This is a genomic window from Pseudomonas resinovorans NBRC 106553, from assembly GCF_000412695.1.
Taxonomy (GTDB): domain Bacteria; phylum Pseudomonadota; class Gammaproteobacteria; order Pseudomonadales; family Pseudomonadaceae; genus Metapseudomonas; species Metapseudomonas resinovorans_A.
Genome location: NC_021499.1, coordinates 93,210 through 113,026 on the forward strand (window position 1 = coordinate 93,210; position 19,817 = coordinate 113,026).

General features: G+C 69.3%; 12 protein-coding genes. 7 read left to right on the forward strand and 5 right to left on the reverse strand.

The window, feature by feature from the left end; genetic code table 11:
• Positions 1–62 precede the first annotated feature (62 nt).
• The gene (locus PCA10_RS00465) at positions 63–977 is read left to right on the forward strand and encodes a bile acid:sodium symporter family protein (protein ID WP_016490037.1); all 915 of its coding nucleotides are present in this window, start codon (positions 63–65) and stop codon (positions 975–977) included.
• Entirely contained in the window at positions 965–1,927 is a 963-nt protein-coding gene (locus PCA10_RS00470) for an NAD-dependent epimerase/dehydratase family protein (RefSeq protein ID WP_016490038.1), read from the forward strand. Before PCA10_RS00465 ends, PCA10_RS00470 begins: the two co-directional genes overlap by 13 nt.
• A 158-nt stretch (positions 1,928–2,085) precedes the next feature.
• Here the strand turns inward: PCA10_RS00470 and PCA10_RS00475 are convergent, their stop codons facing one another.
• Both PCA10_RS00475 and PCA10_RS00480 read right to left on the reverse strand, forming a co-directional pair.
• Entirely contained in the window at positions 2,086–3,105 is a 1,020-nt protein-coding gene (locus PCA10_RS00475) for an AraC family transcriptional regulator (protein ID WP_016490039.1), read from the reverse strand.
• A 44-nt stretch (positions 3,106–3,149) separates the two neighbouring features.
• Complete coding sequence (locus tag PCA10_RS00480) at positions 3,150–4,838, reverse strand: Na/Pi cotransporter family protein (protein ID WP_016490040.1); 1,689 nt, start codon at positions 4,836–4,838, stop codon at positions 3,150–3,152.
• A gap of 322 nt (positions 4,839–5,160) precedes the next feature.
• On the opposite strand from PCA10_RS00480, the gene recC reads away from it, so the two are divergent.
• From recC to PCA10_RS00500, 4 genes are all read left to right on the forward strand, one after another.
• Positions 5,161–8,412 (forward strand): exodeoxyribonuclease V subunit gamma, encoded by a 3,252-nt coding sequence (gene recC / locus PCA10_RS00485; protein WP_016490041.1) that lies wholly within the window; start codon positions 5,161–5,163, stop codon positions 8,410–8,412.
• A 123-nt stretch (positions 8,413–8,535) separates the two neighbouring features.
• Complete coding sequence (gene recB, locus PCA10_RS00490) at positions 8,536–12,063, forward strand: exodeoxyribonuclease V subunit beta (RefSeq protein ID WP_016490042.1); 3,528 nt, start codon at positions 8,536–8,538, stop codon at positions 12,061–12,063.
• Positions 12,063–13,913 (forward strand): exodeoxyribonuclease V subunit alpha, encoded by a 1,851-nt coding sequence (gene recD, locus PCA10_RS00495; RefSeq protein ID WP_016490043.1) that lies wholly within the window; start codon positions 12,063–12,065, stop codon positions 13,911–13,913. The genes recB and recD overlap by 1 nt, the downstream gene beginning before the upstream one ends.
• A 120-nt stretch (positions 13,914–14,033) precedes the next feature.
• Positions 14,034–15,881: a C1 family peptidase gene (locus PCA10_RS00500; RefSeq protein ID WP_016490044.1), complete on the forward strand. Its 1,848-nt coding sequence runs from the start codon at positions 14,034–14,036 to the stop codon at positions 15,879–15,881.
• Between the two features lie 57 nt (positions 15,882–15,938).
• Here PCA10_RS00500 and PCA10_RS00505 read toward each other — a convergent pair whose 3' ends face one another.
• The 3 genes from PCA10_RS00505 to PCA10_RS00515 form a co-directional block, all read right to left on the reverse strand.
• Positions 15,939–16,697, reverse strand: coding sequence for a TerC family protein (locus PCA10_RS00505; RefSeq protein WP_016490045.1), 759 nt, complete (start codon positions 16,695–16,697; stop codon positions 15,939–15,941).
• Positions 16,698–16,802: 105 nt separating this feature from the next.
• Complete coding sequence (locus PCA10_RS00510) at positions 16,803–18,110, reverse strand: CitMHS family transporter (RefSeq protein ID WP_016490046.1); 1,308 nt, start codon at positions 18,108–18,110, stop codon at positions 16,803–16,805.
• A gap of 251 nt (positions 18,111–18,361) precedes the next feature.
• Positions 18,362–19,300: an AEC family transporter gene (locus PCA10_RS00515; RefSeq protein ID WP_016490047.1), complete on the reverse strand. Its 939-nt coding sequence runs from the start codon at positions 19,298–19,300 to the stop codon at positions 18,362–18,364.
• A gap of 68 nt (positions 19,301–19,368) precedes the next feature.
• Between PCA10_RS00515 and PCA10_RS00520 the strand changes: the two genes are divergently transcribed.
• On the forward strand, positions 19,369–19,770 hold the full coding sequence (locus PCA10_RS00520; RefSeq protein WP_016490048.1) for a GFA family protein: 402 nt from the start codon (positions 19,369–19,371) through the stop codon (positions 19,768–19,770).
• Positions 19,771–19,817: the final 47 nt, after the last annotated feature.

Sequence of the window (19,817 nt, forward strand, 5' to 3'; positions counted from 1 at the left end):
GACTAAGCTGCGAGGGCCTTGCGCCCGCCAGTGGCGCCTGAAGAACAACAAGAGAGCATTCGATGAACTACGACAGCAGTCAGCAACTGATACTCGGGCTGGTGCTCGCCGCGCTGATGTTCGGCGTGGCCCTGGAGCTGCGCCTGAGCCACTTCCTCCTGGTCGCCAGAAGGCCGCTGCCGGCTCTGGTGGGCCTGCTCTGCCAGTGCCTGCTGCTGCCTTGGTTGACCCTGGTGGCCACCCTCTTCCTCGACCTGCGTCCGGGGCTGGAGCTGGGCATGCTGCTGGTGGCCGCCTGCCCCGGCGGCAACCTGTCCAACGTCATCACCCACCTGGCGCGGGGCAACACCGCGCTGTCGGTGAGCGTCACCAGCCTGTCGAGCCTGCTGGCGATTCTCAGCCTGCCGCTGAACTTCGCCCTCACCTCCAGCCTCAACCCGGAAACCGCCGCCTTCCTCCATGGCCAGATGAGCAGCCTGGACGTGGACGCCAGCGGCATCATCGGCGGCCTGGTGGTACTGCTGGTGCTGCCGCTGCTGGCGGGCATGGCGGTGGGCAACCTGGCGCCGGCCTTCAGTGCGCGGGTGCTGCCCTGGTTCAAGCGTTTCTCCCTGCTCGCCTTCGGCCTGTTCCTGGTCGTCGCGGCAGCCGGCAACTGGCAGTTGCTGGTGGCCAACGCCGGCCTGGTGCTGCTGGTGGTGGTCGGCCATAACGCCAGCGCCCTGCTGCTGGGTTGGAGCGCCTCGCGCCTGACTCGCCTGCCCGAAGCGGACCGCCGCGCCCTGACCATCGAAGTCGGGATGCAGAACTCCGGCCTGGCCCTGGGGCTGATCCTCACCCAGTTCGGCGGCCAGCTGGACATGGCCCTGGTGGCCGGCTTCTGGGGGCTCTGGCACATAGTGTCCGGCCTGGCGCTGGTGGCCCTGTGGCGGCGCAACCCGCCGCGCGGCCAGGAGGAACTGTCATGCGCGTCCTGATCACCGGCGCCGCCGGTTTCATCGGTCGGCAACTTCTCGACGACCTGGCGCAGCGTCATCCGGACTGGACCCTGGTGGCTGCGGACATCCGCCCGTTGGCCCAGCAAGGGCTCAAGCCCAATATCGAGTCGGTGTCCCTGGACATCAGCCAGGCCCGCGAGGTGGATGCCTGCGTGCAACGCTGGAAGCCCGAGGCCATCGTCCACCTGGCCTCGGTGGTGAACCCGCCACGGGGCATGAGTGATGCGCATCTGCACGCCATCGACGTCGGTGGCACCCGTGCGGTGATCGACGCCGCCCTGGCCCATGGCGTGAACCAGCTGATCGTCACCAGCTCCGGCGCCGCCTACGGCTACTACCCGGAAAACGCCGAGTGGATCGACGAGCAGCACCCGCTGCGCGGCCACGAGCTGTTCGCCTATGCCCGGCACAAGCGCGAAGTGGAGCTGCTGCTGGCCGATGCACGCAAACGCTCGCCGCAACTGCGCCAACTGGTGCTGCGCCCCGGCACCATCCTGGGCGAGCGGGTGAACAACCAGATCACCGACCTGTTCGAAAAGCGCTCGGTGCTGGGCATCAAGGGGCATGACAGCCGCTTCGTGTTCATCTGGGACCAGGACGTGGTGGACATCATTCGCGTCGGACTGGAGCGCAATTCGGCGGGCATCTACAACCTGGCCGGCGACGGCGCCCTGAGCATGGCGGAGATCGCCGGCATCCTCGGCAAGCCGTATCGGCCCCTGCCCGCCGGGCTGCTGCGCGGCGCGCTGGCCCTGCTCAAGCCGCTCGGCCTGACCCAGTACGGCCCGGAACAACTGGACTTCCTGCGCTACCGCCCGGTGCTGGATAACCGCCGGTTGAAAGAGGAGTTCGGCTATCGGCCGCGGTACTCCAGCCGTGAAGCCTTCCTGGCCTTCCTCAAGGCGCGGGGGATTGCGGCGCAGGCCTGACCTGCGGGACGAATGGGTTTCCGGTCGGATTCGGCAGGCACCCTACCCGGCGGCCGCTGTGCGGCCGTTCGCGAATGAATTCGCTCCTACAGGTGCTTGCTGGCGGGGGATGCCGCGCATCCCTTGGCAAATGAATTCGCCCCCACAGGAGAGCAGCATCAATCCCGATGCTGCTGGCGGTAGTCGCCCGGCGTCAGCCCGGTCCACTGTCGGAAGGCGCGGAAGAACACGCTCGGCTCTGAGTAACCCAGCAGCACGGCGATTTCGGCGATCGGCAGGCGACCTTCCTGCAAGTGGCGCTCGGCCAGGTGGCGGCGGGTGTCGTTGAGCAACTGCTGGTAGCTGCTGCCCTCGTCCGCGAGGCGCCGTTGCAGGGTCCGTTCGCTGACGCCAAGGGCCGAGGCCAGGGCGCCACGGTCGGGCTCGCCACGGGCCAGCTGGGCGCCCAGCAGGGCCACCACCCGTGCCCGCAAGCCTTCGCTGGGCAGGCGCGCCAGCAGCGCCTCGGCATGCTGGCGCAGCACCGCCTGCAACGGCGGGTTGGCCTGTTTCAGCGGTGCCGAACGCAGGGCCAGGGGCAGCACCAGGGCATATTCCTGGGCCTCGAACTGCAACGGGCAGGCGAAGAACTGCTGGTACAGGGCCGTGTCCGCCGGTTGCGGGTGCACGAAGCAGGCCCGCACCAGGCGCAGCTCGGCCAGCAGCGGGCGCATCAATTCCAGCCAGAACGCCATCAGCGCCATTACCCGCGCACGGGTCGCCGGCAGCTGCGGGTGCAGCGGACGGTACAGGGTCCAGAGCTCGTCACCGCGTACCTCCTGGGCCAGGCTGCCGCCCTCTCCGACGAGACGCTGGTAGCGCAGTTCGGCGTCCAGCGCATCGCCCAGGGTCGGGCTGCTCTGCACCAGGTAGCCGAGCACGCTGAACTGGCCGGGGGCCAGGGCGCGGCCGATGGCCAGGCCCGGCTCGGGGTGCTCCAGGCGCGAGCGGATGGCGTCCCAGAGCGCTTCCTGGGCACTGAAGGGGATGCGCGCGTCGGGGTCGGCAAGACGCTTTGGGTCCAGCTGGCTGGCGCGCAACAGGTCCATGGGGTCCAGGCCGAGCCGTTCGGCGGCGTTGAGCACGGCCTGGGTCAGGCTGGCGCTGACCGAGGCGGTGGAGAGGTCGTTGGAAGTCATGGCCGGATTCTGCCCAAGCGACCGGTAGGCTGTGAAGTGCGCATTCAGCGGTGCGAGCCGATCTCCGTGTCGAAGTAGCGCTCGGGTTCGCTGGTCGCGTATCCATCCTCGACCGCCTCGGGGGCGTCAGGGTTGTCCAGGATGGCGTAGGCGATGGCGCAGAACAGCGAATTGAGGCGCTTCATGTCGCTGATCAGGCCCAGGTGCAGGGCACTGGTCTCGATGCTTTGCACCACCTGCTGGTGCAGCCGCGAAACGTGGGTGTGGGCGTAGCGCCGTTCGAGGATGCGGAAGCGCTGCTTGGCCCGGCGCAGGCGCTTGGCGTTCTCCTGGTCGCCGTTGAGGAACACCGACAGCGCCAGTCGCAGGTTCTCCACCAACTGGTCGTGCAGGCTGACGATTTCCGCCAGGCCTTCCTCGGAGAAGGTCCGCCCCTGGGAGTTCTTCTTGCTCTGCACGTCATCGAGCATGCGCTCGATGACGTCGCCGGCCTGTTCCAGGTTGATGGTCAGCTCGATGATCTCGGCCCAGCGCCGGCTGTCGCGCTCGCCCAGGTCTTCGCGGGGCATGCGTGCCAGGTAGAGCTTGATGGCGGTGTAGAGGGCGTCGATGTCGTCGTCGAGGCGGTGGATGTCCTTGCCCAGCAGCGGGTCGCCGCCGCGCAGCAGGTGCAGCAGGTTGTTCAGCATCTGCTCGACTATGTCGCCCATGCGCAGGGTTTCGCGCACCGCGTTGGCCAGGGCCAGGCTGGGGGTTTCCAGGGCGGCGGGGTCGAGGTGGCGCGGTTTGACGACGTCATCCGGTTGCGGGCGGTCGGGCAACAGCCAGTCGCAGAAGCGCGCCATGGGTACCGTCAGCGGCAGGCAGAGCGCGCAGCGCACGCCGTTGTAGAGCACGTGGAAGGCGATCACCAGCTCGGCGTTGGAAATCGGCCAGCTGTCGATCCAGTTGGCCAGGGGCCCCACCAGCGGCAGCACCAGGGCGCAGCCGGCCAGCTTGAACAGCAGGCTGCCCAGGGCCACGCGGCGCCCGGCGGGGTTCTGCAGGCTGCTGCTGATCAGGGCGAGGATGCCGCTGCCGAGGTTGGCACCTATCACCAGGCACAGCGCGACCTTCAGCGAGATCACCTTGGACGCGGCGAGGGTCGCGGTGAGCAGCACGGCGGCCAGGCTGGAGTAGGAAATCATCGCGAACAGCGCGCCGGTCAGGGCGTCCAGCAGCACGTCGCCGGTCAGGGAGGAGAACAGCACCTTCACCCCCTTGGCGGTGGTGATGGGCTCGGCGGCGGCGATGATCAGCTGCAGCGCGAGGATGATCAGCCCGAGGCCGATGCCCACCCGGCCGAGCTGGCCGAGGCGGGTCTGCTTGCGGGAGAGAAAGAGGATCACGCCGAAGAAGATCAGCAGCGGCGACAGCCAGGACAGATCCAGGGTCAGCACCCGCGCCATCAGCGCTGTGCCGACGTCCGCGCCGAGCATGATGGCCAGCGCCGGCGCCAGCAGCATCAGGCCCTGGGCGACGAAGGAACTGACCAGCAGGGCGGTGGCATTGCTGCTCTGCACCAGGGCGGTGACGCCGATGCCGGCGGCGAAGGCCAGGGGCGGACGGCGCACGCTGCGGCTGAGCAGACGGCGCAGGTTGGCGCCGTAGACACGGAGGATGCCCGTGCGAACGATGTGCGTGCCCCAAATGAGCAAGGCGACGGCTGAGAGCAGATTGAGCAGCGTCAGCATGGTTGTGCCCTCCTGGCTTTGCAGAAGGCCGCTGTGTCCATGCGCGGGGATACAGCGGCGCAGTCAGGCGAGTTGTAACACGATTGTCATCATTTGACCGTCATGGCCCTGGCTGATCTCCATCAATCGCCCGGCTCGTGTTGTTGGTACTCCCTAGTAAAGCTCGCAATGACCAATCCTGCCCGTTATTCATCAAGGGCTTGGAAATGACATTTCAGGTGGTTTCCCGTCAGCGCCGGGCGCCGTCCAGGGGCGCCAAGCCGCTCGCCGCCACGCGGAGCCGGCTGCTAACCTGTGCCGACCTTTCGCAAGCGGCTCCCCCATGCTCAACCTCTACCACGCCAATGACCTGGAAAGCCTCGGCGAGCTGGCCTGCAGCCTGCTCGCGCAACCCCAGCAGGACCCGCTCGCGCCCGCCCATGTGGTGGTGCCGAGCCAGGGCATGGGGCGCTGGCTGACCCTGCAGCTGGCGCGCAAGCAGGGCATCGCCATGCACCTGGACATCCAGTTGCCGGCCCGCTTCGTCTGGGATGTCACCCGCCTGGCCCTTGGCGAGCTGCCGCCGCAATCGGCGTTCAACCCGGTCACCCTCGGCTGGCGCCTCTACGACTGGCTCTGCGAGCCCGACAACCTGGCCCGTGCGCCGCGCCTGGCGCAGTACCTGGAAGGCGGCGACGAACGCCGCCGGCTGACCCTGGCGTCGCGGATCGCCGACGTCTTCGACCAGTACCTGCTCTACCGCGACGACTGGCTGGCCGCCTGGGAAGGCGGCGAAGCGCTGGGGCTCGGCCTGGACGAGGAGTGGCAGGCCCTGCTCTGGCGCGAGCTCACCGCCGACGGCCACCCGCACCGTGCGCGCCTTCTGGGCGACCTGCTGGCCCGCCTGCACGACGGCGCCCCCGTCGAGGGGCTGCCCGAGCGTTTGCTGGTGTTCGGCATCAGCAGCCTGCCGCCGCACCACATGCGGGTGCTGGAAGGCCTGGCGCGGCATTGCCAGGTGGTGCTCTTCGCCCTCAACCCCTGCCGCGAGGCCTGGGGCGATATCCGTGATATCCGCGAACTGGCGCGGCTGCCCGAGCCCGCCATCGACGACTGGTACCTGGACGTCGGTCACCCGCTGCTGGCCAGCCTCGGCAAGCAGGGCCGGGATTTCTTCGACGCCCTCTTCACCCTGGGCGGCCAGGAAATCGGCGTTTACGCCGAGGACGACGACCTGGTCGACAGCAGCCTGCTGCGCGCCGTGCAGAACGACATCCTGCGCCTGCGCACCCGCCGTCCCGACGAGCGCATGGCCCTGCGCGCGGACGACCGCTCCCTGGAAGTGCACCTGTGCCACTCGCCGCTGCGGGAGGTCGAGGTGTTGCATGACCAACTGCTGGCGCGCTTTCGCGCCGACCCGGGCCTCACCCCCGACCAGGTGGTGGTGCTGACCCCGGACATCGAGCGCTACGCGCCCTACATCGAAGCCGTGTTCGCCCCCCGCGAAGGCGTGCCGCGCATACCGTTCAGCCTGGCCGACCGCAGCCTGCGCGCCGAGCTGCCGCTGGTGGAGGCCTTCCTCGCGCTGCTGGAGCTGCCGCAGAGCCGCTTCGCCGCCGAGGAACTGCTGGCCTGGCTGGAGCAACCGGCCCTGGCCGCCCGCGCCGGCATCGAACCGGAAGACCTGCCGCTGCTGCGCGACTGGCTGCGCGATGCCGGCGTGCGCTGGGGGCGCGATAGCACCCACCGGGCGCGCCTGGGGCTGCCCGACGAAGGCGCCTTCAGTTGGCGCCAGGGTCTGGACCGGCTGCTGCTGGGCTTCGCCGCGCCGCCACAACTGGCCGGTGAGGCACCGCCGCTGCTGGGCGACAGTTGGCCCCTGGACGCCCTGGAAGGCGCCCGTGCGCAATTGCTCGGACGCCTGGCCGGCTTCGTCCAGCGCCTCGGCACCCTGGCCGACGACATGGCCCGGCCGCGCCCGCTGGCGGAATGGGCGGAAACCCTCCAGGGCCTGATCGACCTGCTGTTCGACGAGCGCGAGGCCGGCGACACCCTGCTCCTGCTGTCCCAGGCCTGTGGCGCCCTGCGCGAGCAGGCCGAGGCCGCCGGCATCGAGCGTCCGCTGGAGCTGGCCCTGGTGCGCCAGCACCTGGTGGCGGCCCTGGACCAGGGCAGCGGCGCATCGGGCTTCCTCACCGGCGCGGTGACCTTCTGCACCATGGTGCCCATGCGCAGCCTGCCGTTCCGCCAGGTCTGCCTGCTCGGCCTGGACGACGGCGCCTTCCCGCGCCGCACCCCGGCCGCCGGTTTCGACCTGATCACCCGCAAGCCGCGCCGTGGCGATCGCGCCCGCCGCCTGGACGACCGCTACCTGCTGCTGGAAACCCTGCAGTCGGCGCGGGACGGCCTCTACCTCAGCTTCGTCGGCCGCGACCCCCGCGACAACGCCCACCTGCCACCCTCGGTGCTGGTCAGCGAACTGCTGGAAACCATCGACCTCACCGCCATCGCCGGCGACGACAAGGCCAGTGCGCGGGTCCTGGTGGCCCACCCGCTGCAGCCCTTCGCCTCGACCAACTTCGCCGGCGGCCAGTGGGCCGGTTTCGCCGCGCCCTGGTTCCGCGCGGCCCAGCGCCTGGCGGAAACGCCGCGGCCCGCCGCCGCGCCCTTCGCCTTGCCGCTGCCCGAGCCCGACGCCGACTGGCTGACCCTGGAACCGTCGCAACTGATCCAGTGCTTCCGCCACCCGGCACGCTTCCTCCTCGAACAGCGCCTCGGCCTGCGCCTGGCCGAAGCCGAGGAAGCCCTGGCCAGCGACGAACCCTTCAGCCTAGAAGGCCCGGCCTGGCGCGGCCTGCGCCAACTGGCGCTGGATGCGGTGGAGCGCGGCTGGTCGGAGTCCGACGAGCGCCGCATGGCCCGCGCCGCCGGCTGGTTGCCCACCGGCGAGCTGGGGCACGCGCTCTGGGGCCAATTGCGTGGCCCGGTGCGCGCCTTCGCCCCGCGCCTGTTCGAGGCCCGGCCCGAGGAGGTGGCGCAACCGCTGCTGGTGGATATCGAGTTGGCCGGCGTACGGATCCACGGCTGGCTCGACGGCGTCACCCCGGAAGGCCTCTTCGGCTGGCGCTTGAACCGCCTAGGCGGGTGGGAACTGGCGCCCTTCTGGCTGCGCCACCTGATGCTCAACCTGTCCGCCACGCCGGGTATCGCCCGCGACAGTCGCCTGCTCTCCCCGGCGGGCGACTGGCAGGCCGGCCCGCTGGCCAACGCACGCGAACTGCTGGAGCCCTGGCTGCACGCCTACCGCGAGGCCCTGTGCAGCCCCCTGCCGCTGCTCACCAAGGCCAGCTACGGCTTCGCCCATGGCCTGCGCAAACCCGGCCGCAAACAGCCCCAGGACGCCGCCCGCGACAAGGCCCGCGTGGCCTGGGAAGGCATCGATTTCGGCCCTGTGGGCGAATCCCGCGACCCCTGGTACGCCCTCGCCTTCCGCGACCGCGAACCCCTGGGCGAGCGCTTCGAGCAACTCGCCGAAACCCTGCTCGGCCCGGCACTGGATGCCCTGGCGGAAAACACGGGTGACGAAGATGCATAGGAATTGGCGCACGGCTATGCATGACAATTCAGATACGTATAGAAAACTTGGGTTTTCTATCTACTACAGCAACTTGGTGCTCAACGCGATTCTCACCGGTGACGACATGCAGGATTCCCAGTCATGAGCCTCGACCTGCTCAAGGACCCCTTCACCGGTCGCAGCCTGATCGAGGCCAGCGCCGGCACCGGCAAGACCTGGACCCTGACCGCCCTCTACGCGCGCCTGCTGCTGGAGCGCCAGCTGAACGTCGGGCAGATCCTGGTGGTGACCTACACCACCGCCGCCACCGCCGAGCTGCGTGAGCGCATCCGCGCCCGCCTGGCGGCGCTGCTGACCATGTACGAGGGGGCGCCGGCGCCGGACCCGGTGCTCGCCGGGCTCCATGCGCTGTACCCGGGCGAGGACGCCCACCGCCGTCTGCTGCTGGCGGTGCATGGTTTCGACGAGGCGGCCATCTTCACCATCCACGGCTTCTGCCAGCGCGCCCTGCAGGACGCGGCCTTCGAGGCCGGCGGCGACTTCGACAGCGAGCTGGCCACCGACGACCGCGAAGTGCTCGATGCCCTGCTCGCCGACCTCTGGCGCCGCGAGCTGGCCGAGGCCGAGCCGGCCTGGGCGCGCTTCCTGGCGCAGAAGCGCATCACCCCGGTCTGGTTGCGCCAGCGCCTGCGCTCGCACCTGGGCAAGCCCTACCTGCGGATCGAACCGCGGGAGGCCGAGGCTGGCGACCTCTCCGCCGCCAGTGATGCCTGGACCCATGCCCAGGGCTTCTGGCAGCGCCAGGGCAGCGATTGCGTGGCCCAGCTGGCGCAGTTCGACGGCCTCAACAAGCGCAGCTACGACGCGGCCAAGTTCGCCCTCTGGACGACCGAGCTGGATGCCTATTTCGCCGACCCGGCGGCCCTCTTCGCGCCACCCACCGGGCTGGAGAAACTCGCCCGCGAGGCGCTGATCAAGGCCACCAAGAAGGGTTTCGACGCGCCGGACCACCCCGTCAGCGCCGCCCTGCAGCGACTCTTCGAGGCCCTCGAAGTCGCCAAGCCGGCCGGCGAGGCGCGCCTGATCGCCCTGCAAGTGCGCCTGCTCGACGCCCTCAACCGCGAGCTGCCGGCGCGCAAGGCCGCCCAGCGCCTGCTGGCCTTCGACGACCTGCTCAACCGTCTCGACGATGCCCTGCGCGGCCCGGCCGGCGACGTTCTCGGCCAGGCCCTGCGCGAGCGCTATCCGGTGGCGCTGATCGACGAGTTCCAGGACACCGACCCGGTGCAGTACGCCATCTTCCACCGGGTGTACGAGCATCAGGGCGACCTCTGCTTCGTCGGCGACCCCAAGCAGGCCATCTACGCCTTCCGTGGCGCCGATCTCGCCACCTACCTCAAGGCCCGCGAGGAAGCCGCGCGCCAGTACAGCCTGGACACCAACCACCGTTCCACGCCGCAGCTGATCGCCGCCCTCAACCAGGTCTTCGACCGTCCCCTGCCCTTTGCCGAGCCCGGCCTGGACTACCCACCGGTAGGCGCCAGCGACAAGGCCCGCGCCGAACTGGTGCTGCCCGGCGGCGGTGCGCCGCTGGAGCTGGTCTGGCTGGGCGACCAGCCCCTGGGCAAGGGTGAGGCCGGCGCCAGCGTGGCGCAGGACAGCGCCCGCCGCATCGCCGGCCTGCTGGCGGCCAGCGCCCGGGGCGAGGCCTATTTCGAGGAGGATGGCCGGCGTACGCCCCTCAAGGGTGGCGACATCGCCGTGCTGGTGGCCAGCCACCGCCAGGCGGGCGACGTGGCCGCCGAACTGGCCGCCCGGGGCGTGCCCAGCGTGCGCCGTGGCCGTGACAGCGTGTGGCACAGCGAAGAAGGCGAAGAACTCGCCGCGGTGCTGGCCGCCTATGCCGAGCCCGGCCGCGAGGGTGTCCTGCGCTATGCCCTGTCCACCCGCCTGCTCGGCCGCGATGCCCAGCAATTGGCGCGCTGCCAGGACGACGAACACGCCTGGGACGAGGAGCGCGAGAGCGCCGAGCGCTACCACCAGCTCTGGCAGCAACAGGGCTTCATGCGGGCCTTCCGCGCCTGGCTCGACGAACAGGCCGTGGCGGAACGCCTGATCGGCCTGCCCGACGGCGAGCGCCGCCTGACCAACCTGCTGCACCTGGCCGAGCTGCTGCAGAGCGAAAGCCTCCAGCGGCCCGGCCTCGAGCCGCTGCTGGCCTGGTTCAACGCCCAGCGCGCCGCCGAAAGCCATGGCGACGACGCCCTGCTGCGCCTGGAGAGCGATGCCGAGCGGGTGCAGATCGTCACGGTGCACACCAGCAAGGGCCTGGAGTACCCCCTGGTGTTCTGCCCCTATCTCTGGGACGGCGCCCTGCTGCGCCGGGACGAGGACATCACCTGCCATGCCGAGGACGGCACGCCACTGCTCGACCTCGGCGGTGCGGACTTCGACAGCCACCGCGCAGCCGCCCGCCGCGAGCGTTTCGCCGAGCGCCTGCGCCTGGCCTATGTGGCCCTGACCCGCGCCCGCGACCGGCTCTGGCTGCACTGGGGGCCGGTGGCCCTGCCCAAGGCGAAGAAGGACGGCGAGTTGCCGGAAGACGGCCTGCACAGCTGCGCCCTCGCCTGGCTGCTGCATGGTCGCGAGCTGGACGATAGCGACGTGCTGGGCGCCCTCGCCCGCCACCTGGCTGCCGGCGACGGCCGTGCCCTGCGCGCCGAGCTGGAGGCCCTGGCCGGCGCCAGTGGCGGTCATATCGCGCTGGTCGCGCCGCAAGCCGAGGAAGCCAGCGCCCAGGGCGAGTCCCGTGCCCTGCCCCCGGCCGGCCTGGCCAGCCTGGATCGGGCACTGGCCAGCGCCTGGCGGGTCGGCAGCTTCTCCGGCCTGGCCGCCGGCATGCACATGGAGGCGCCGGACCGCGACACCTTGTCCATGCCCTCGGCCAGCGAGCCGGGCAGCGGTTTCTTCGCCTTCCCCCGAGGCGCCCGCGCCGGTACCTGCCTGCACGCCGTGCTGGAGGACTGGATGCGCGACCTGGGCACGCTGCCCGAACTGGTGCAGCGGCACCTGCAGGGGCATGGCCTGCCCGAGAGCTGGACGGATATCGCCAGCGCCCACCTGCAGCTGGTGCTGGATACCGACCTCGACGGCAACGGCCTGCGCCTGTCCGGCCTGGCCGCCAGGAGCCGGCTGCCGGAGCTGGGCTTCACCTTCCCGGTGGCCGGGCTGGATGTCGGCCGCCTGCGGGCGATCCTCGCCGATCCCGCCCATGGCCTGCCGGACACTATGCGCCTGGCCGCCGAACGCCTGGAGTTCGACACCCTCAAGGGCTTCATGAAGGGCTTCATCGACCTCACCTTCGAGCACGACGGGCGTTGGTACATCGCCGACTACAAGTCCAACTGGCTCGGCCCGGACGCCAGCTTCTACGGCGGTGAACGCCTGGAACAGGCCATCGCCGCCGAGCACTACCACCTGCAGTACCTGATCTACCTGGTGGCCCTGCGGCGTTTCCTGCGCCAGCGCCTGGAGGACTTCACCAGCGAGCGCCTGGGTGGCGCCTGGTACCTGTTCCTGCGCGGCATGCCCGACGCCGGGGTGTACTTCAACCGTCCCGCCGACAGCCTGCTGGATGCGTTGGACCTGCTGTTCGAGGAGGGCCGCTGATGAGCCTGGCCGACTGGTCCCTGGGGCCGCTGGAGCGCCATTTCACCGAGACCCTGCAGCGTCTCGACCCGCAGGCCGGGGAGACCGTGCTGGCCGCCGCGGCCCTGTGCTGCCGCGCCCTGGCCGAAGGGGATGTGTGCCTGCCGCTGGCCCGGCTGGCCGGACAACCGCTGTTCGTCGAGAGCGGGTCCGGCCTGCTGGCACCCGCCCTGCCCGCCTGGCTGGCGGCGCTGGCCGCATCGCCGCTGGTGGCGCAGCCGGGCGGCTACGCCCCCCTGACCCTGGATGGCGCCCGTCTCTACCTCAGCCGCTATCACGCCTACGAGGCGCGGCTGGCCCAGAGCCTGCTGCAGCGGGCCACGGCGCGACCCCAGGTGGATGAAGCGCAACTGAGCGAGTCCCTGGCGCGGCTGTTCGCCCGTAACACCCAGCAGCCGGACTGGCAGCGCCTGGCCGCCGCGCAGGCCGTGCGGCGCGACCTGGCGGTTATCTCCGGCGGCCCCGGCACCGGCAAGACCACCACCGTGGTGCGCCTGCTCGCGGCGCTGCTGGAACAGCCTGGCGGCGAGCGCCTGGCCATCGGCCTGGCCGCGCCCACCGGCAAGGCCGCCGCGCGCATGGCCGAGGCCATCCGCAACGCCAAGGCCGAGTTGCCGGTGAGCGACGCCATCAAGGCGGCGCTGCCCGAAGAGGCGCGCACCCTGCACCGCCTGCTGGGCAGCCGCGGCGACAGCCCGCAGGTGCGGCACCACGCCGACAACCCGCTGCCGCTGGATGTGCTGGTGGTGGACGAAGCCTCGATGGTGGACCTGGCGCTGATGGCCAAGCTGCTCGATGCCCTGCCGCCCAGTGCGCGGCTGATCCTGCTGGGAGACAAGGACCAGTTGGCGGCCGTGGAAGCCGGTGCGGTATTCGCCGAGCTCTGCGAAGGCCGTGGCCTGGACGCCGGCGCCGCCGCCGAGCTGACCCGCATCACTGGCCAGGCGGTGCCGGTGGAAACGCCCCGCTCGCGCCTGGGGGACGCCGTGGTGTTGCTGACCCACAGCCATCGCTTCGCCGGCGACAGCGGCATTGGCGAACTGGCGCGGCGGATCAACACGGGTGATGCCCGAGGCACCCTGGAGCTGCTGCGCGGCGGCCACCCCGACCTGACCTGGAATGCCGGTCCGACCCCGGCTGCCCTGCTGGAGCGACTGGAAGCAGGCTACGCGCCCTACTTCGCCGCCGTGCGTGCGGCCGACCCGGCCTCGGCGTTCGCCGCCTTCAACGGCTTCCGCGCCCTCACGGCACAACGCGAGGGCCCCTGGGGCGTGGGCGGTATCAACGAAGCCCTGGAAGCACGGATCAAGCGCCGCCTCGGCGTCGCCTCGCGGGAGCGCTGGTACCCCGGCCGCGCGGTGATGGTGCGGCAGAATGACTATGCCCTGGGCCTGTTCAATGGCGACATCGGCCTGTGCCTGAACACCGGCCATGGCCTGCGGGTGTTCTTCGAGGGGGACGAGGCCTACCGGCCCTTCGCCCCGGCGCGCCTGCCCAGCCACGACAGCGCCTTCGCCATGACGGTGCACAAGAGCCAGGGCTCGGAATTCACCGAGGTGCTGCTGGCCCTGCCGGAGCAACCCAGTCCGCTGCTCAGCCGCGCGCTGTTCTACACCGGCATCACCCGGGCGAAGCAGAAAGTGGAAATCTGGGGCTTGCCGGCGCGCCTGTCCGAAGCCGTCTCGACCAAGGCCGAGCGCGCGGCGGGCCTGGCCGAGCGCCTGGGGGTGACGGGCCTCGTCGCGCCTGTGGTCGAGCCTGTGCCTGCGCCGGACCAGCGGCGGGATCAGGACCAGTTGAGCCTGTTCTGAGAGCGGCCACCACCCCACCGGGTGGTGGCGGTTCACCCACCATTCGTCCGCAATCCCACGGCGGCGCTGAAAGCGGTCAATCCTTGCCTATGTCGTCCGGACCCGGACAGGGAGGTCAGCATGGCCAAACGCCCCGCCCCCAGCAAACCCCGCAAGAAGGCCACGGCCAAACGCCTGGATGTCCGCCGGGACTCCATGGATTTCCGTGACCTCACCTATTCTGCCTCCCTATCGCCGCTGCCGGACGAGCTCTACCCGAACTGGTCGCTGCTGCAGATTCTCGACCAGGGCGAGGAAGGCGCCTGTACCGGCTTCGGCCTGGCGGCCACGGTCAACTACCTGCGCTACCGCCGTGGCCTGCCCGGCCAGGTAAGTCCGGCGATGCTCTTCGCCATGGCTCGACGCTACGACCAGTGGCCCGGCGAGGACTACGACTTCAGCAGCGCCCGAGGCGCCATGAAGGGCTGGCACAAGCATGGGGTATGCCTGGCGGGCAGTTGGCCGCCCGAGCACAAGGGCGGGCTGAACCCGGTGATCCAGCAGGAGGCGCTGGATATTCCCCTGGGCGCGTACTTCCGGGTGCTTTCGCGGATCAACGACGTGCAGGCGGCCTTGCGCGATGTTGGCGTGCTCTTCGCCTCGGCGCGGACCCACGATGGCTGGCGTTCGCCACGGCGCGGGGTGATCGACTGGAAACCCGAAGCGCCGGGTGTCGGCGGCGGGCACGCGTTCACCATCCTCGGCTACACCCGCGACGGTTTCCTGGTGCAGAACTCCTGGGGCGACGCCTGGGGCGGTTTTCGCCAGGGCAAGCAAGTGCACGCCGGGCTGGCGCTGTGGAGCTACGCGGACTTCGAGGCGAACGTCTGGGATGTCTGGGTGGCGCAGCTGGGTGTTGCGGTCAACCACGGCGTGACCGACACCGCCACACGCTACGCATCCGACGGCGGTACCGCGCGCCTGGCGTTGCAGGGCCCACCCCAGGAAGCCATCTACCTGCACTACCTGCATATCGATGACGGCCAGTTCGACGGCCTGGGCCAGTACGCCTCCGACCTGTCCCAGGTGGAAGCCATCATCGAAGAACTGCAGCACAGCAAGCCCGCGCATCTGCTGCTCTATGCCCACGGCGGGCTGAACAGCGTGAACGGATCGGCCATGCGCGCCTTCAAATGGCGGCCGGCGTTCCGTGACAACGGTGTGCATGAACTGCACTTCATCTGGGAAACCGGCCTGCTGGCGGAACTGGGCGACATCATCCTCGGCAAGCTGCCGCTGGTGGGCGAGCGTGTGGGGTCGGTCAGCTCCTGGTGGGACAACCAGGTGGAAAGCCTTGTCCAACCGCTGGGCTTCGCCCTCTGGCAGGAGATGAAGCTGGACGCCACGCGCGCCTTCCAGAAACGCGCGGCCGGCATGCTGGTGCTGCAGCGCCTGCTGGGCTGGCTGGCGGCCCAGGGTTCCCAGGCGCCCAAGGTGCACCTGGTGGGCCACAGTGCCGGGTCGATCTGGCATGCCCAGCTGTTGCAGGCCTGGCTGGCGTTGGGCGGACCGGTTATCCACAACCTGGTGCTCTTCGCTCCCGCCTGCACCCTGGAACTGTATGAGGCCACCTTCCTCAAGGCGCTGGGCCAGGGCATCCGCCAGCAGACGCTGTTCGTGCTGTCCGACCAGGCGGAACAGGAAGACACGGTCGCCGGCGCCTATCGCAAGTCGCTGCTCTATCTGGTGTCCAACGCCCTGGAAGACAAGCACCGGCGGGTACCGCTGCTGGGCATGCAGAAATTCCTCCCGGCCCGGCAGCCCGCCGGGAGCACCCTGGTGGTGTCGGCCAGCAATAGCGCGGCCAGTCGCAGCAGCAGCCATGGCGGCTTCGACAACGACCTGCAGACCATGGACAGCCTGCTAAGGCTGATCCTGGGCAGCGCCAGCTTCCGTGGCTTCAAGGCGGAGGAAATGAAGGGATATTGAGGTGCGGGTATAGCCAAAAAAACGGGGCCATCAGGCCCCGTTTTTTCATGTCACCGATTACTGCCCAGGGATGTCCTTGCGCAGTTTCACCGGGTCTTCCTTGCGGCCACGGGCGATGCGGGCGCGGATATTGAGCGCCTCCACGGCCAGGGAGAAGGCCATGGCGAAGTAGACGTAGCCCTTGGGCACGTGGACTTCGAAGGATTCCGCGATCAGCACGGTACCGACCACTACCAGGAAGGACAGGGCCAGCATCTTCAGGCTCGGGTGCTTGTCGATGAAGGCGCTGATGGTGCCGGCGGCCAGCATCATCACCAGGACGGCGACGATGATCGCAGCAACCATGACCGGCACGTGGGAAACCATGCCGACGGCGGTGATCACCGAGTCCAGGGAGAACACGATGTCGATGATGGCGATCTGGATGATGGTGCCGATGAAGTTGCGCGCGGCGCCGTTGGGGGCGGCCTCGGTCTCATCTTCGCCTTCCAGGCCGTGGTACATCTCGGTGGTGCTCTTCCACAGCAGGAACAGGCCGCCGAAGAAGAGGATCAGGTCGCGGCCGGAGATGCCCTGGCCGAACAGGTGGAACAGGTCGGCGGTGAGCCGCATGATCCAGGTGATCGAGAGCAGCAGCAGGATGCGGGTAACCATGGCCAGCGCCAGGCCGAAGAACCGGGTGCGCGCCTGCAGGTGCGGCGGCATGCGCCCCACGAGGATGGCGATCATGATGATGTTGTCGATGCCGAGGACGATTTCCAGGGCGGTCAGGGTGAAGAAGGCGACCCAGATTTCCGGGCTGGTCAGCCATTCCATGATGCGTTGATCCTCGTGAGTGTCTTGCGGCTAGGGATGGGATGCGAAGAAGCCGGAAAAGCTTAGGCAGTTTCCGGCTCCAACGGGGTGTCGTTCGGCGGCTGGTCAGTGCGATCCGAAAAGCGGGAACACACCCAGCAACAGGGCGGCGAGGAGGATACACAGACAAATCATCACCGCCCACTTCAATGTGAAGCGCTGATGGTCGCCGAATTCCACCTTGGCCAGGCCAACCAGCAGGTAGGTGGAGGGTACCAGCGGACTCAGCAAATGCACCGGCTGGCCTACGATAGACGCTCGCGCCATCTCCACCGGGCTGATGCCGTAATGGCTGGCGGCCTCGGCCAGAACCGGCAACACGCCGTAATAAAATGCGTCATTGGACATGAAGAAGGTGAACGGCATGCTCACCAGCGCCGTGATCACCGCCATGTACGGACCCATGGACGGCGGGATCACCGCCAGCAGGCTCTTGGACATGGCTTCCACCATGCCGGTGCCGGAGAGGATGCCGGTGAAGATGCCCGCGGCGAAGATCAGCCCGACCACCGCCAGTACGTTGCCGGCATGGGCCGCGACCCGCTCCTTCTGCTGCTGCAGGCAGGGGTAGTTGATGATCATGGCGATGCTGAAGGCGATCATGAACAGCACCGGCAGCGGTAGCAGGCCGGTGATCAGGGTCACCATCAGGCCGGCGGTCAGGGCCGCGTTCACCCACAAGAGCTTCGGCCGACGGGCCTCCGGGAACTGCGACACGCTGATCTCGTCATGGTTGATCTGTTCGTCCGGCAGGTGCAGCACGCCGAGGCGCGCGCGTTCGCGCTTGCCGTATGCCCAGGCGAGGCCGAACAGAGCCATGGCGCCGACGACCATCGCCGGGATCATGGGCACGAAGATGTCCGAGGGGTCCACATGCAGGGCGCTGGCGGCGCGGGCGGTGGGGCCGCCCCAGGGGGTCATGTTCATGATGCCGCCGGCGAGGATGATCAGGCCGGCCATGATCAGCGGGCTCATGCCCAGGCGGCTGTACAGCGGCAGCAGGGCGGCGACGCAGATCATGTAGGTGGTGGCGCCGTCACCGTCCAGGGAGACGATCAGGGCCAGGGCGGCGGTGCCCACCGAGACCTTCAGCGGGTCGCCCTTGACCAGTTTGAGGATCTTGCGCACGGCCGGGTCGAACAGGCCGGAATCGATCATCAGGGCGAAGTAGAGGATCGCGAACATCAGCATCACGCCCGTGGGGGCGAGCTTGCTGATGCCTTCGAGCATCATCGGGCCGATGCCTGCGGCGAAGCCGCCGATCAGGGCGAAGGCGATGGGGACGATGATCAGGGCGATCAGGGCGGACAGGCGTTTGGTCATGATCAGGTACATGAAGCAGATGACCATGGCGAAGCCGAGCAGAGTCAGCATGGCGGTTCTCCGGACGTGATTCGGGCGGGATGGATCAGCGCGAACGCGGGGGCGTGCGGAGAGCGGGCGTGGTGGTGCCGGGACGGCAGGCGGAGCAGGACATGTCGATCACCAATCTTGTTGTTGTCGGGTTGCCGGTCGGTTGCCGGCAATGGGGCGGATGCTAAGGCGCCAACCTTTCAACGAGCTTTCGGTGGTGATCGGTATCGATCGAGTGGCGAATAAGCGACGAATGGCGAGGTCGCCGGCGTTCAGCCGGCAACCACGCGCAACACCAGCAGCAGGCTCCCGGCGGCCAGCAGGGTCTGCAGGGTGATGATGCCGGCCATCAGATGGCTGTCGCCGCCAAGCTGGCGGGTCAGCACATAGGCCGTCGGCGCGGTGGGCAGGGCGAAGAACAGCACCAGGATGGCGCTTTCCATCGCCGGCAACCCGAGCAGGCGGGCCACGGCCAGGGCCAGGGCGGGCATGGCCAACAGGCGCAGGGCGCAGTTCCAGGCCAGCGCCGGAACCTCGCCAGCCAGCTCCTGCGGGCGCAGCGCGGCGCCCACGCAGAGCAGGCCCAGCGGCAGGCTGGCCACCGCCAGCAGGTTGAGCAGGCGGTCGCTGCCGCCCACCAGGCCGAGGCCGGAGAGGTTGAACAGGGCGCCGGCCACGCAGGCGAGGATCAGCGGATTCTTCGCCACCGGCAGCAGCAGGCCGCGCAGGCTGACACCGCGCTCGGCGGTGAGCGCCCAGACCGACATCAGGTTCACCGTCGGCACCATCAGGGCCAGCATCAGCGCGGCCATGGCCAGGCCGTCCTGGCCATGGAGGCTGCCGATGGCGGCCAGGCCGAGGTAGGTGTTGAAGCGCAGGATGCCCTGGCTGATGGCGCCGAAGCGTGCCGCCGGCCAGTGCAGCAGGCGCCGCGCCAGCAGCAGGGCCGCCCAGCCGATGCCGAGGCCGAGGAACACCGCGACCGCCAGGCGCGGCAGCGCCGGGTTGTCCAGGGGCGCGGTGGCCAGGCTGCTGAACAGCAGCGCGGGGAAGAGGATGAAGTAGTTCAGGCGCTCGGCGGCGGGCCAGAAGGCTTCGCCGGGGAAGTCCCAGCGGCGCAGCAGGTAGCCGCCGACGATCAGGGCGAAGAGTGGCCAGAGGGCTTGGAGGAGGGTGAGCACGGGGACATCCAGTCGGGTACGAGCGGGCATCTTCGATATCCACGGGTCGATGCGCAACCGCCTGCTAGGGTGAAAACAGTCCTGAGCGGGAGATCACCATGGCCGAATCCCACACCGGCGGCTGCCATTGCCGGCAGCTGCGCTACCGCATCGAGGCGCCGCTGCACGATGTCGCCCACTGCCATTGTTCCGCCTGCCGGCGCAGTACCGGCGGCATCGTCACCACCTGGGCCACCGTGCCCCTGGCGAGCTTCAGCTGGACCGCCGGCACGCCGGCCGAATACGCCTCGTCCAGCACCTGCGTGCGTTACTTCTGCCCCGGCTGCGGCAGCCAGCTGGCGCTGTTCACCCAACTCAGCCCCGACAGCCTGGATATCACCGTCGCCACCCTCGACCGCCCGCAGGACACCCCGGCGGACCGGCATATCTGGGTCAGGAGCCGGCTGCCCTGGCTGAGCCTGGACCCGCAGTTGCCGGAGGAGGACGAGGAAGCCCTCTGAGGGGGCGTGGAGCTCTTGTAGGTTGGGCAGAGCTCCGCGAAGCCCAA

What these genes read in the sequence shown, in the direction of transcription:
- recB (WP_016490042.1), top strand. Translation starts at nt 8,536, where the DNA reads ATGAGCCTCGACCTGCTCAAGGACCCCTTCACCGGTCGCAGCCTGATC.
- PCA10_RS00505 (WP_016490045.1), bottom strand. Translation starts at nt 16,697, where the DNA reads ATGGAATGGCTGACCAGCCCGGAAATCTGGGTCGCCTTCTTCACCCTG.
- PCA10_RS00510 (WP_016490046.1), bottom strand. Translation starts at nt 18,110, where the DNA reads ATGCTGACTCTGCTCGGCTTCGCCATGGTCATCTGCTTCATGTACCTG.
- PCA10_RS00480 (WP_016490040.1), bottom strand. Translation starts at nt 4,838, where the DNA reads ATGCTGACGCTGCTCAATCTGCTCTCAGCCGTCGCCTTGCTCATTTGG.
- PCA10_RS00475 (WP_016490039.1), bottom strand. Translation starts at nt 3,105, where the DNA reads ATGACTTCCAACGACCTCTCCACCGCCTCGGTCAGCGCCAGCCTGACC.
- PCA10_RS00515 (WP_016490047.1), bottom strand. Translation starts at nt 19,300, where the DNA reads ATGCCCGCTCGTACCCGACTGGATGTCCCCGTGCTCACCCTCCTCCAA.
- recD (WP_016490043.1), top strand. Translation starts at nt 12,063, where the DNA reads ATGAGCCTGGCCGACTGGTCCCTGGGGCCGCTGGAGCGCCATTTCACC.
- PCA10_RS00520 (WP_016490048.1), top strand. Translation starts at nt 19,369, where the DNA reads ATGGCCGAATCCCACACCGGCGGCTGCCATTGCCGGCAGCTGCGCTAC.
- recC (WP_016490041.1), top strand. Translation starts at nt 5,161, where the DNA reads ATGCTCAACCTCTACCACGCCAATGACCTGGAAAGCCTCGGCGAGCTG.
- PCA10_RS00465 (WP_016490037.1), top strand. Translation starts at nt 63, where the DNA reads ATGAACTACGACAGCAGTCAGCAACTGATACTCGGGCTGGTGCTCGCC.
- PCA10_RS00470 (WP_016490038.1), top strand. Translation starts at nt 965, where the DNA reads ATGCGCGTCCTGATCACCGGCGCCGCCGGTTTCATCGGTCGGCAACTT.
- PCA10_RS00500 (WP_016490044.1), top strand. Translation starts at nt 14,034, where the DNA reads ATGGCCAAACGCCCCGCCCCCAGCAAACCCCGCAAGAAGGCCACGGCC.